Source organism: Polaromonas sp., assembly GCF_010365105.1.
Taxonomy (GTDB): Bacteria; Pseudomonadota; Gammaproteobacteria; order Burkholderiales; family Burkholderiaceae_C; genus Polaromonas.
Map to the genome: position 1 here is coordinate 155,439 of NZ_JAAFGZ010000003.1, position 13,366 is coordinate 168,804.

The following is a 13,366-nucleotide window of genomic DNA, read 5'->3' on the forward strand; positions in this document are numbered from 1 at the left end:
GCCCCGTTGCGGGACCATCTTGTTCGACTCTTTCACGGTCAGGCCATGCCTCTATGACTGAACTGACGCCCTTTCGCGAACAATACAGCGCCGGCAAGGCTGGCGTGATCGCCGCACTGGCAGGCAGCGGAGCCTCGACCCGGGGTATCCACGGGCTGCTGCAAAAGCTGGGACAGCTGACCGACAACACCTTGCGGCACCTGTGGCAGCTGGCCGAATTTCCGCCAGACGCCTGCCTGATCGCAGTAGGCGGCTTTGGCCGGGGCGAGCTGTTTCCGCATTCCGATGTCGACGTGCTGTTGCTTCTGCCCGACGACTCGGTCGATGTCGAAGACAATCCGGCCCTCAAGGCCAAGGTCGAAGGCTTCATCAGCAGCTGCTGGGATTGCGGGCTGCACATTGGCTCCAGCGTGCGCACGGCGGCCCACTGCGTCGAGGAAGCGACCAAGGACGTCACCGTGCAGACCTCGCTGCTCGAAATGCGGCTGGTGACCGGTTCGGCCGAGGGCTACCAGCGCCTGCAGGCGCAGCTTGACGCGATTCTTGATCCCAAGGCATTTTTTATCGCCAAGACGCTGGAAATGCGCCAGCGCCACAACAAGTTTGACAACACGCCCTACGCACTGGAGCCCAATTGCAAGGAGTCGCCGGGCGGGTTGCGCGACCTGCAGGTGGTGCTGTGGGTGGCGCGCGCCGCCGGCCTTGGAAAATCCTGGGACGAACTGGCCAAAAACGGGCTGGTCACCACGTTCGAGGTCCGGCAGATCAAGGCCAACGAGGCGTTGCTGAGCCTGATACGCGCGCGTCTGCACATCATTGCCGGCCGGCGTGAAGACCGTCTGGTGTTTGACCTGCAGACGGCGGTGGCCGAATCCTTTGGCTATTGCGCCCAGTCCGGCAACCGGGGCGAACGCACGCCCGCCCTGGACGCGGCACAGGTCGTACTGCCGCTGGACAGGGCTGTGTCGCCCCGGGGCGGCCGGGCGGCCAGGCGCCCGCCGGCGCGTCCCAGCGAAGCGCTGATGCGCCGCTATTACTGGACGGCCAAGGCGGTCACCCAGCTGAACCAGATCCTGCTGCTCAACATCGAAGAGCAGCTCAGCCCGTGCAACTATCCGCTGCGCCCGCTCAACGAGCGCTTCTTTGACAAGGCCGGCATGCTCGAAGTGGTCAGCGACGACCTCTACCTGCGCGAGCCGCACGCCATCCTGGAAACCTTTCTGCTGTTCGCAACCCACGTCGGTATTCGCGGCCTGTCGGCACGCACCCTGCGCGCGCTCTATAACGCCCGGGGCATGATGAACGCGAAATTCCGCACCGACCCGGTGAACCGGGCAACCTTTTTGCGCATCCTGCAGCAGCCCCAAGGCATCACCCATGCCATGCGTCTGATGAACCAGACCTCGGTGCTGGGCCGCTACCTCTGGGTGTTTCGAGGCATCGTCGGGCAGATGCAGCACGACCTGTTCCACGTCTATACCGTTGACCAGCACATCCTGATGGTGCTGCGCAACATGCGGCGTTTTTTCATGGCCGAGCATTCGCATGAGTACCCGATGTGCTCGCAACTTGCCGCAGGCTGGGACAAGCCCTGGATCCTGTACATTGCCGCGCTGTTTCACGACATTGCCAAGGGCCGCGGCGGCGACCATTCCGAGCTGGGCCAGAAGGAAGTGCGCATTTTTTGCCGCCAGCACGGCATTGCCGCCGAAGACACCCGGCTGATCGAATTCCTGGTGGGCGAACACCTGAGCATGAGCCGCGTCGCCCAGAAGGAAGACCTGAGCAACCCGGCGGTGATTGCCGCGTTTGCACGGCGGGTCGGCAATGAACGCTACCTGACCGCCCTGTACCTGCTCACCGTGGCCGACATTCGCGGCACCAGCCCGAAGGTCTGGAATGCCTGGAAAGGCAAGCTGCTCGAAGACCTCTACCGCTACACGCTGCGCGTGCTCGGCGGCCGCGCGCCCGATGCCGCCGCCGAGATCGAGGCCCGCAAGCGCGGCGCGCTGACGCTGCTGGCCCTGCATGCCGAACCATTTCAGGCGTACAAGGCGCTCTGGGACACGCTGGACGTGAGCTATTTCATGCGCCACGAAGCCGCCGACATTGCCTGGCATGCGCGGCACCTGTCGCGCCACATCGGCAAGGCGGTCGTGACGGTGCGCGTGCGCCAGTCTGCGACCGGCGAAGGCATGCAGGTGCTGGTCTACACGCCCGATGCGCCGGACCTGTTCGTGCGCATCTGCGGTTTTTTTGACAAGGCCGGCTTCAGCATTCTGGACGCCAAGGTACACACCACCAATAACGGCTTTGCCCTGGACACCTTCCAGGTCACCAGCGAGCCACTGGAAGAGCACTACCGCGAACTGGCCACCATGGTAGAGGTGAACCTGGGCCGCATCCTGGAAGAAAAAGGTCCGCTGCCACCACCCAGCAAAGGCCGGGTGTCGCGCCGCGTCAAAAGCTTTCCGGTAACCCCACGCGTCGATTTGCGGCCGGACGAGAAAGCCCAGCGCTGGCTGCTCAGCGTGTCGGCCAGCGACCGGGTCGGCCTGCTTTACCTGATTGCCCGGGTGCTGGCCAATCACCACATCAACGTCAAGCTGGCCAAGGTGACGACCCTGGGCGAGCGCGTCGAGGACACCTTCCTGATCGACGGGCCGGAACTGCAGCACAACAAGGCGCAGATCGCGATTGAAACCGAGTTGCTGAAGGCGTTGAGTGATTGATACATCCCCATCGTCCTCACTGCGCTTCGCTGCGTGTAGTTCCTTTCCCCCTTGCAGGGGGCGACGCTTGGTGCAGACGGGGAAGCGCAGAGTCTCTGCCTGACCTGAGTGATTTTTTGCCCGGTCAGTCGTCGCTGGACGCGTCCAGGCCGGGGAACAGCACCTCGGTGTAGCCGAACTGGCTCAGGTCCCGAATGCGCATCGGGTACAGCTTGCCGATCAGGTGGTCGCATTCATGCTGCACCACGCGCGCATGAAAACCGTCCACGGTGCGGTCGATCGGATCGCCATACTGGTCAAAGCCGGTGTAGCGGATGCGCGAGAAGCGCGGCACCATGCCGCGCAGGCCGGGCACCGACAGGCAGCCTTCCCAGTCGCTTTCCTCTTCAACGCCCAGCGGCGTGATCACCGGATTGACCAGCACCGTGCGCGGCACGACCGGAGCCTCGGGGTAGCGCGGGTTCAGCTGGTCACTGCCAAAAATCACCACCTGCAGGTCTTCGCCGATCTGCGGCGCGGCCAGGCCGGCACCATTGACCGACTGCATGGTGTAGAACATGTCCGAGATCAGGACATGCAGCGCATCAGTGTCGAAGGCTGCCACGGGTTGCGCGATGCGCAAAAGCCGCGCATCGCCCATTTTGAGAATTTCACGAATGGTCATGGCCGCAAGCATAGCGGCTGGCGGCACAATCATGAACATGGCCATCCAAGACCCCTCGCGTCCCCTGCCGCCGATCGCTCCCGCACCGCCCGGCAGACGCATGCTGCCGGGGCCGGTGCGCTGGCTGCTGCTGGCGCTGGCGCTGGTTTGCCTGGCGTTGGGCATCGTCGGCATCTTTTTGCCGGTGCTGCCCACCGTGCCGTTTGTGCTGCTGGCCGCCTGGGCCGCCAGCCTCAGCTCTCCCCGGCTGTCGCGCTGGCTGGACCAGCACCCGCAGTTTGGCAAGCCGCTCAATGAATGGCGACGGCACGGCGTGGTGCGCCGGCGCGCCAAGTGGGCGGCGACTGTTGCCATGGCCGTCAGCGCCACGGCCTCGCTGGTGTTGCTGGGCGCCCACTGGGCCGCGCTGCTGGCCGTGGCCTGCATGGCGTGCGTGCTGGCCTGGCTGTGGCGCAGGCCGGAACAGCCGGCCGACTGATCTACAGCGGTTCGCCAGCGGGCGCCTCCACCCGCTCCAACCTGCGTCAATCCGGCGCCTCCCGTGAGCGGGCCTACTCAGTGGTGCTGGCGCTCCAGTAAGCCTGGCGCACCATGGGGAGCGCCGACAGATGGGCAACGATGGTGTCCATGATGGCGCCATCGACCGACGTGGCCGCCAGCGTCGCCTGAATCTTCACGTTGCGCTCGCCAAAGGGCAGCACCTCCAGGTCGCGCGTCGGGTAGTTCAGGTCTTCAAGTTCCTGCTCAAGCAAGGCCATCGCCTCTTTTTGCCGTTCGCTGCTGGTGACAACGTAAACGCTGTTGGTGACCTCGGCCGAGGTGACATCGAGCGGCTGGCGGTTGATCTGGTCCACGATGGGCCGCAGCAGCGTGTTGGCCGCCAGCACGAACAGCGAGCCCATGATGGCCTCGACCACCAAGCCGGCGCCGCAGCAGGCACCCACGGCGGCAGAGCACCACAGCGTGGCGGCGGTGTTCAGGCCGCGCACATTGCCTTCCTCGCGCATGATCACGCCAGCACCCAGGAAGCCGATCCCCGAGACCACGTAGGCTACCACCCGCACCGCGCCCTCGGCGCCAAACAGCGTGGTGGCCATGTCGACAAAAATCGTCGCGCCCAGCGCCACCAGCACATTGGTGCGCAGGCCGGCGGTGCGCTGGCGGTACTGGCGCTCCAGACCAATCAGGCCGCCCAGCACGAAGGCCGTCGTCAGACTGACCAGGGTGTCAAACAAGGAGGAATAATTAAGGATCTGAATCGCTGGCATAGGCCGGTGATTGTCTGCTCAAACATTCATGGCTTTTTGGCGCTACCGGTTCCGTCGGCAGGCGTCTCAAGCAAGGTCCGCAGTGCTGCCTCATCTAGGATGGCCAGTCCCAGCGCCTCGGCCTTGACCAGCTTGCTGCCCGCCTCGGCGCCGGCCACGACGTAATCTGTCTTCTTGCTGACCGAGCCGGCCACCTTGCCGCCGGCCAGCTCGATCATGTCCCTGGCCTCGTCACGGCTCAGACCCGGCAAGGTTCCGGTCATCACAAAGGTCTTGCCTGACAGCGGCTTGGCTGCCACCGTCACAGGTTCGCTTTCTTCCCAGGTCACGCCACAGGCGCGCAGTTGCTCGACCACTTCGCGGTTGTGCGGCTGGTCAAAGAAGGTGCGGATGCTCGTGGCGACGATGGGCCCGACATCGGCCACTACAAGCAACTGCTCCTCGCTCGCATCCATGATGCTGTCCAGCTGGCCGAAATGGCGGGCCAGCGCCTTGGCGGTGGCTTCGCCCACATGCCGGATGCCCAGCCCGAAGACAAAGCGCGGCAAGGTGGTGTGCTTGGACTTTTCCAGCGCGGCCACCAGCTTGTTGGCCGACTTGTCCGCCATGCGGTCCAGACTGGCCAGCGACGTGAATCCCAGCTTGTACAAGTCAGGCAGCGTGCGGATCACGCCCGTATCGACCAGTTGCTCGACCAGCTTGTCGCCCAGGCCTTCGACCTCGACCGCCCGCTTGTGGGCATAGTGCAGGATCGCTTCCTTGCGCTGGGCGGCGCAGAACAGGCCGCCGGTGCAGCGGTAATCAGCCTCGCCCTCTTCCCGAATCGCCTTCGAGCCGCAGACCGGGCACTGTCGCGGCATGCTGAACTGCAGCGTGTCCAGCACGCGTTTTTCAGGCAGCACGCCGACCACTTCGGGAATCACGTCGCCGGCGCGGCGAACGATCACCGTGTCGCCGACGCGCACATCCTTGCGCCGCGCCTCGTCCTCGTTGTGCAGCGTCGCATTGGTCACGGTCACGCCGCCGACAAACACCGGTGCCAGCTTGGCCACCGGCGTCAGCTTGCCGGTGCGCCCGACCTGGATGTCGATGCCCAGCACCGTGGTCAGCTGCTCCTGCGCCGGGTATTTGTGCGCCACCGCCCAGCGCGGCTCGCGGCTGACAAAACCCATCCGGCGTTGCAGCGCCAGGGGGTTGACCTTGTAGACCACGCCATCGATGTCATAGGGCAGGCTGTCACGCTGCTGGCCGATGGCTTGGTGGAACGCTATCAGTTCAGTAGCGCCTTGTGCAAGCCGGGTCTGCGCAGCAACCGGAAAACCCCATGATTTCAGGGTTTGCAACAGCTGCAAGTGGGTTTCAAACAGCGGGCCACCGTCTTCAGGCGGTGTGACCTCGCCCAGGCCATAGGCAAAAAAACTCAGTCGGCGCTCGGCAGCAATCGCCGGGTCCAGCTGGCGAACACCGCCGGCCGCCGCATTGCGCGGGTTGACAAAGGTTTTTTCGCCTTTTGCGCCTTGGGCAATCTTGTCCCGCTGCCGTTCATTCAGCGCCTCGAACTCGTCGCGGCGCATGTAGACCTCGCCGCGCACTTCGAGGACAGCAGGGATGGCAAAGACCGGCAGCGAACCACCCGAAGCAGCGAGCATGGCAGAGCCCTCTTCATGCAAGTCAGGGCCGCGGGACTGGCTTTGCCAGACCGCAGGCGCAGCGGCCCCCCCGGGGGGCAGCGAACCACGCGAAGCGGGGAGCGTGGGGGCATATATTCTGAGTGGAATCTGCCGGATGGTGCGGATGTTCTGCGTCACGTCTTCGCCCATCTCACCGTCTCCGCGCGTGGCGGCCTGCACCAGCACGCCATGTTCATAACGCAGGCTCATCGCCAAGCCATCGAATTTCAGTTCGGCCACGTATTCGACCGGGGGGTCGGATTCCTTCAGCCCCAGTTCCTTGCGCACCCGGTTGTCGAAATTCCGGGCGCCGCTGGCCTCGGTGTCGGTTTCAGTGCGGATGCTGAGCATCGGGATGCGGTGGCGCACGGTGGCGAACTGGCCAAGGGGTTTGCCGCCAACCCGCTGTGTCGGCGAATCCGGGCTCTGCAACTCGGGGTGCGCCGCTTCAAGCGCCTGCAGTTCCCTGAACAGCCGGTCGTATTCGCTGTCCGGAATGCCGGGCTGGTCAAGCACGTAGTAACGGTGCGCATGCAGGTCGAGTTCGGCGCGCAGGGCGGCGATGCGCTCGTGCGTCGGCACGGCTTCTTGCGCCGCAGGCTGGGGTGTTGGCTGGGCAAACAGGTCAGAAGTGGCCATGAAAAATATCGGGAGGCTTCAAAAAAATCGGCCGCCTCAGACAGCCGGAAAATGGGTCAGAAATCAGGACATCACGAAAACAAACGTCGGCCCAAAGCCGAGCCGGCAGACAGTTCGCGCGCGTCCATGCGGTCATACAACTCCTCCAGGTCAGCATGGATCGCCTCCATGGCCTCGGGCCTGACCAGAATGGCGTTGTCGTCGATGATCACGCCGTCCATACTGCCCGCCAGGGCAATCGCCACTTCGCACATGCGGGCAAATGGCCGTTCCGAGCGCAGCACCTGCGGCACGTCGAGCGACAGCGCCACTTCATACAAGGCAGTCTGCTCGGGGTCTTCGGCCTGGGCGGCCTGCGAGTCAAAGCTCAGCCCCAGGATCGGGCCATGGCCTGCCTGGCTGGCCGGCAGCAGCATGCGTCCGGGCGTTGAGGAGGGAATGAAACCCTGGCCGGCCGCACATTGCTGCACATAGCCCGGGCTCCATGCGGTCTTCACGGCGCGCAGCTTGAAGCTCAGCTGCGCATCGTGCGCACCAGCGAACTGGTCGAGTTCCCGGGCCCTGGCCACCTCACCCTGCATTTCGGCAAACTCGACTTCGCCGCCAATCGCATCCGCAAAGGCCTGCGTCTTCATGACGAATTCAGAATATTCGATGGCGTTCAGCGCACCCGTGCGGTTGGCCAGCTGGACGCCGCACTGAAAGGCGCTGTAGCGATGACCGGCAGCGGGGATTTCCCATTCGCGGCTGTCGTCGCGCAGTCCCTCGATGGCGAAAGGCTTGCTGCCGACCCGGCGCGTGCTGGGCATGGCCGCCAGTGCGGCTTCTCCGGCTACTGGCGACGCCAGCGTGACAGGTGCGATCGCGTCAATCAGGATGTCGAGGACGGGTTTTCTCTCCGGCGTGGTGAGCTGCGTCAGCGCAGCCAGGCCGGCATCGGTGTCAAAGCTCGGTTCATGCCGTTCCGGCAGTCCATCGCCGTCATCCAGCTGAAGATAGTTCTCCTGTCCTGGCGCTGCTGCGGGTTCGGTGTCGGGCGCGGGCTTGGGCGTGGCTTGCTTGGGCAGGTTCTTGCGTGCAGACCAGGCGCCATGGGCAACGATGCCGACCAGGACCAGGCTGCCACCAACTGCCAGACTTATTTGTAATGTGCTCATGTTGTTTGATGGGTTCAGGCTATTTCGGCAAGACTCAGGGCGGCCTGCATGTCAACGGCGACGATGCGGGACACGCCCTGCTCCTGCATGGTCACGCCAATCAACTGCTCGGCCATTTCCATGGCGATCTTGTTGTGGCTGATGAATAAAAACTGGGTCTCTTTGCTCATGCTGGACACGAGTTTGGCATACCGCTCGGTATTGGCATCGTCGAGCGGCGCATCCACCTCGTCAAGCAGGCAAAAAGGCGCCGGATTGAGCTGGAAAATCGCGAACACCAGCGCAATCGCGGTCAGCGCCTTTTCACCGCCCGAGAGCAGGTGGATGGTCTGGTTTTTCTTGCCGGGCGGCTGCGCCATGACCTGCACCCCGGCATCCAGGATTTCTTCGCCGGTCATCACCAGCCGGGCATTGCCGCCGCCGAACAACTCGGGAAACATGCGGCCGAAGTGACCGTTGACGGCGTCAAAAGTGCTCGACAGCAAATCGCGCGTTTCCATGTCGATCTTGCGGATGGCGTCTTCCAGCGTTGCCATGGCCTCGTTCAGGTCGGCCGACTGCGCATCCAGGAACTGCTTGCGTTCCCGGGCAATGCCCAGTTCGTCCAGCGCGGCCAGGTTCACCGCGCCCAGCGCATGCACATCGCGCTGGATGCGGTCGATTTCGCCCTGCAGTCCGTTGACCCGGACATTTCCGGCCTGGATCGACGCCTCTACTGTTGGCAGTTCGGCCTGCGCATCGATCAGCAACTGGGCATATTGCTCGAATCCCAGCCGCGCAGCCTGCTCTTTCAGCTGGAATTCGGTGATGCGCTGGCGCAGCGGATCAAGTTCGCGTTCCAGAGCGGCTCGGCGCTCGTCGCTGCTGCGCAGCCGGTGGGTCAGGTCGTCGTACTGGCTGCGCTGGGCCAGCAACTCGGCTTCGCGCGCCATCTTGGAATTCAGCGCATCCTGAAGCCCGCCCTGCGCCGCCGCATCGGTCAGCCGCGCCAGTTCGTCCCGGGCGCGGCTTTCCTCGGCAGCAATCGACGACGCCTGGGCGGCGGCAATGGCGATGGAACGCGCCAGTTCCTCGCGCCGCGCGGCCAGGGTGCGCAGCGCAAACTGCGCTTCCTGCAGTTGCCGCTCCAGCGTGCGCTGCTGCTCGCGCGATTCGGCGCGGCGGCGCTCTGAGGCAATCACCCGGTCTTCCAGCTGCGCATGGCGTTCCTGGCTGTCGGCCAGCTGCATGTCGAGTTCTTCAAACCGGCCCTCGGCGGTGATCTTGCGCTCCTGCAATGCCTCAAGCTGGGCTTCGATCTCGGCCATGTCTTGCTGGATCTGCTGGCTGCGCGCACGCGCCTGCTCGGCCTGTTGCGTCAGGCGCAGCACTTCGACCTGCAGCGCATGGCTCTGGTTCTGCCCTTCTCCCGCCTCACGCCGGGCCGTCGCCAGACGCTGGCTGGCGTCCTGGTAGCTGGCTTCGGCACGCGCCAGCGCCGCCCGGGCCTCTTCGCTGATCAGGACTTGCGCGCGCAGGCTTTTTTCCAGGTTGTCGATCTCCTGCGCGCGGGCCAGCAGACCGGCCTGCTCGGAATCGGGCGCATAAAAACTCACGCTGTGTGCGGTGACGGCATGGCCGCCCATCACATAGATCGCCTCACCGGGCGCCAGCCGGTCGCGCGCAGCCAGGGCATCGTCGAGCGTCGGCGCGGTGAAGCAGCCATCCAGCCAGTCGTCCAGCAGCGCCGACAGCCCGGCATCGTTCAGGCGAAGCAGATCGGCCAGCGGCTTGAGAAGCAGTGTCGGGTGGGCGCGGCTTGGCGCGGGGGCCTGCGGCGGCGTGTAGAACGACAGCTTGGCGGGTGGTCCCTGCACCTGGCCGCGCGCGTCGGTGCCGGCAAAACCGCGCACGATGTCGAGCCGGCTAACTTCCAGCGCGCCCAGGCGTTCGCGCAGCGCGGCCTCCAGTGCGTTTTCCCAGCCCTGCTCGATATGCAGGCGGCTCCACAGGCCCTGCAGGTTTTCAAGGCCGTGCCGGGCCAGCCAGGGCTTGAGCTTGCCGTCGGTCCTGACCTTTTCCTGCAACGCCTTGAGCGCCTCCAGCTTCGCCGACAGGTCGGCGCGCCGGGCCGATTCGGCGTTGGCCGCCTGCTGAAGGGAACGCCGCGCGTCGTCAAGCTGCGGCACGGCTTCGGTCAGTTCCTGCAATCTAGCCTGCGCCACGGCCTGCGCTTCACGGGCCTGCTCCAGTTGCGAATTCAGGCTGGCCAGCCGCGCCTCGTCGGGTATGCCCTGCGCCTTGCGGTCGGCCGACAGCCGCTCGTGGCGCAGGCCCAGCGTTCGCAGCTGCTCTTCAACATGGCGCTGTTCGGCGGCCAGCACCTGGAGTTGCTGCTGCACCTGCGTCACGCCGGCGCGCTGCCCATTCGCAGCGGCCTGGGCCTGGCGCAGCGCCTCTTCAAGCGCCGGCAGCTGGTCTTGCTGCTCCTCCAGCTGGGCGGCCAGCAGTTCGGCTTTTTCCTCGGCGTCAAAGCTTTGTCCGGCCAGGCTTTCGGACTCGACCGCCGCGTCTTCGCCGCGCGTGGCCCATTGCGCGGATTGCTCTTTCAGCTGGACCAGGCGCTGTTCGACGCGCAGCCGGCCATCGACCACGAAGCGGATTTCCGCCTCCAGCCGGCCCACCTCGGCGCTGGCTTCATACAGTTTTCCCTGCGCCTGGTTGACCTGGTCGCCCGCCGCATAGTGCGCCTGGCGGATGGTTTCCAGATCGGCCTCGACATGGCGCAGATCGGCCACGCGGCTTTCCAGGTCGTTGACCGACTTTTCGGCATCCAGCCGGACACGGGTCTGGTCGGCCTCGCTTTCGGTGCGCTTCAAAAACCACAGCTGGTGCTGCTTCAGGGTGCCGGCGGCCTGCAGCGTGTTGTAGCGCAGGGCAACCTCGGCCTGCTTTTCGAGCCGCTCCAGGTTGGCATTGAGTTCGCGCAGGATGTCATCGACGCGCGTCAGGTTTTCGCGCGTGTCGCTCAATCGGTTGGCGGTTTCACGGCGGCGTTCCTTGTACTTGGACACGCCGGCGGCTTCTTCGAGGAACAGGCGCAGTTCCTCGGGCTTGGACTCGATGATGCGGCTGATCGTGCCCTGGCCGATGATGGCGTAGGCGCGCGGCCCGAGCCCGGTGCCCAGGAACACGTCCTGCACGTCGCGCCGGCGCACCGGCTGGTTGTTCAGGTAGTAGCTCGACGTGCCGTCGCGCGTCAACACCCGCTTGACGGCGATTTCCTCATACTGGCCCCACTGGCCGCCGGCCCGGTGGTCGGCATTGTCGAACACCAGTTCGACGCTGGCGCGGCTGGCCGACTTGCGGGTGGTGGTGCCGCTGAAGATCACGTCCTGCATCGACTCGCCGCGCAGCTCCGACGCCTTGCTTTCGCCCAGCACCCAGCGCACGGCATCCATGATGTTGGACTTGCCGCAGCCGTTGGGGCCGACCACGCCGACCAGTTGCCCCGGCAGCTGGAAATGGGTGGGGTCGGCAAAGGACTTGAAACCGGCTAACTTGATCGAATTGAGACGCACGGCTGACCTGAGTTGTTGAGCCTGGGGCTGACGCGTTGATGCTTTTGACGCTTGTGAACCCGCAGCGCCATTGGCGGGCGGCACACGGTCTGTGATGTTACCCGAGCGAAGGGCGGTTTTCAGAACCGCAAAGGCCGCCACTGCCCTATGCGGTGCGCCCCGGCCCAAGCCATATCACTCTACATTGAACACGCACAATTTTTTAGTCCAAACAAGCCACTTGCGCAGGCAGGCGATACTCAAGCAGCTATTGAATTCATAGTAAGCAGCACGCAGCCCCATGCTAAAACTGCTCGCCATGGTCCGGTTCACTGGCTCCCTGGCTCCCTGGCTCCCTGGCTCCCTGCTGGCCGACAGCGGCGAGCGCATCCTGCAGAAAACCGAAGGCTGGAGGACAGCGCTGATGCTGCAACAGACAAGTGAAGGCGCAACAGGTGGCCGGTGGATAATCGCGCCCCATGAATCCCCTGCTTTCCCGCCTTCAGCCTTACCCCTTCGAGCGGCTGCGCCAGTTGCATGCCGATATCACGCCCAACCCAGCCTACCAACCCATCAGCCTGGGCATCGGCGAGCCACGCCATGCCACGCCGCAGCTCATCAAGGATGCGCTGACCGGCAGCCTGGCGGGCTTGGCCAGCTACCCCGGCACGCTGGGCGAACCCAAGCTGCGCCAGACCATGAGCGACTGGCTGGCCCGGCGCTACGGCGGGCTGAAAGTTGACCCGGCAACCCAAATCCTGCCGGTCAATGGTTCCCGCGAAGCGCTGTTCGCGCTGGCGCAAACCGTGATTGATCCGGGCCGGCCGGGCGCGACGGTGATCAGCCCCAATCCGTTTTATCAAATCTACGAAGGCGCGGCGCTGCTGGCCGGCGCGCAGCCGTGGTTTGCGCCCAGCGACCCGGCGCGCAACTTCGGCATCGACTGGGCGGCCGTGCCCGAAGCCGTGTGGGAAAAAACCCAGCTGCTGTTCGTCTGCTCGCCGGGCAACCCGACAGGCGCGGTGATGGGACTGGACGAATGGAAACTGCTGTTTGAACTGAGCGACCGCTACGGCTTTGTCATTGCCTCCGACGAGTGCTACAGCGAGATTTATTTTCGCGACGAGCCGCCTTTGGGCGGACTGGAAGCGGCTGCCAGGCTCGGCAGGCATGACTTCAAGAACCTGATTTCTCTGACCAGCCTGTCCAAGCGCAGCAACGTGCCCGGCCTGCGCAGCGGCTTTGTCGCCGGGGATGCGGCGCTGATCAAGTCGTTTTTGCTCTACCGCACCTACCATGGCAGCGCCATGAGCCCGATCGTGCAAACCGCCAGCATCGCCGCCTGGGCCGACGAGGCGCATGTGGCGGACAACCGCGCCCAGTACCGCGAGAAGTTCGCGCAGGTCACGCCGTTGCTGGCGAAAGTAATGGACGTGGCACTGCCCGACGCCGGTTTTTACCTGTGGGCGGCCGTGCCCGAGGCCTTCGACGGCTCGGACACGGCGTTCTCACGGGAATTGCTGGCTCTTTACAATGTCGTGGTGCTGCCGGGCAGCTACCTGGCGCGCGAGGCGCAGGGGTTCAACCCCGGCGCCGGCCGCATCCGCATGGCGCTGGTCGCTGAAACCGCCGAATGCGTCGAAGCCGCCCGGCGCATCGTCCAATTCATTCAATCCAAAGCTCACTGAAAAACTCAA

The 13,366-nt window shown here is 64.7% G+C and carries 8 protein-coding genes; 3 read left to right on the forward strand and 5 right to left on the reverse strand.

Going from position 1 to position 13,366, the window contains the following annotated elements:
• Positions 1-53: 53 nt before the first annotated feature.
• Positions 54-2,732: a [protein-PII] uridylyltransferase gene (locus GZ092_RS03180; RefSeq protein WP_293634280.1), complete on the forward strand. Its 2,679-nt coding sequence runs from the start codon at positions 54-56 to the stop codon at positions 2,730-2,732.
• 124 nt (positions 2,733-2,856) lie between these two features.
• Here the strand turns inward: GZ092_RS03180 and def are convergent, their stop codons facing one another.
• The gene (gene def, locus GZ092_RS03185) at positions 2,857-3,396 is read right to left on the reverse strand and encodes a peptide deformylase (RefSeq protein WP_293634282.1); all 540 of its coding nucleotides are present in this window, start codon (positions 3,394-3,396) and stop codon (positions 2,857-2,859) included.
• A gap of 31 nt (positions 3,397-3,427) precedes the next feature.
• Here def and GZ092_RS03190 point away from each other — a divergent pair, with 31 nt between their 5' ends.
• Entirely contained in the window at positions 3,428-3,874 is a 447-nt protein-coding gene (locus GZ092_RS03190; RefSeq protein WP_293634284.1) for a YbaN family protein, read from the forward strand.
• 73 nt (positions 3,875-3,947) lie between these two features.
• On the opposite strand, the gene GZ092_RS03195 is transcribed toward GZ092_RS03190, so the two are convergent.
• The 4 genes from GZ092_RS03195 to smc form a co-directional block, all read right to left on the reverse strand.
• Positions 3,948-4,664 carry an MgtC/SapB family protein gene (locus tag GZ092_RS03195; protein WP_293634286.1) on the reverse strand — a complete coding sequence of 239 codons (717 nt, stop codon included), beginning with the start codon at positions 4,662-4,664 and terminating at the stop codon, positions 3,948-3,950.
• A 26-nt stretch (positions 4,665-4,690) separates the two neighbouring features.
• Entirely contained in the window at positions 4,691-6,973 is a 2,283-nt protein-coding gene (gene ligA, locus GZ092_RS03200) for an NAD-dependent DNA ligase LigA (RefSeq protein WP_293634288.1), read from the reverse strand.
• 71 nt (positions 6,974-7,044) lie between these two features.
• Positions 7,045-8,130, reverse strand: coding sequence for a cell division protein ZipA C-terminal FtsZ-binding domain-containing protein (locus GZ092_RS03205; RefSeq protein WP_293634290.1), 1,086 nt, complete (start codon positions 8,128-8,130; stop codon positions 7,045-7,047).
• Between the two features lie 14 nt (positions 8,131-8,144).
• A complete protein-coding gene (gene smc, locus GZ092_RS03210; RefSeq protein WP_293634292.1) occupies positions 8,145-11,690 on the reverse strand; it encodes a chromosome segregation protein SMC in 3,546 nt (1,181 codons plus the stop codon).
• A gap of 458 nt (positions 11,691-12,148) precedes the next feature.
• On the opposite strand from smc, the gene dapC reads away from it, so the two are divergent.
• Complete coding sequence (dapC, locus tag GZ092_RS03215; RefSeq protein WP_293634294.1) at positions 12,149-13,357, forward strand: succinyldiaminopimelate transaminase; 1,209 nt, start codon at positions 12,149-12,151, stop codon at positions 13,355-13,357.
• The last annotated feature ends 9 nt before the right edge of the window (positions 13,358-13,366 follow it).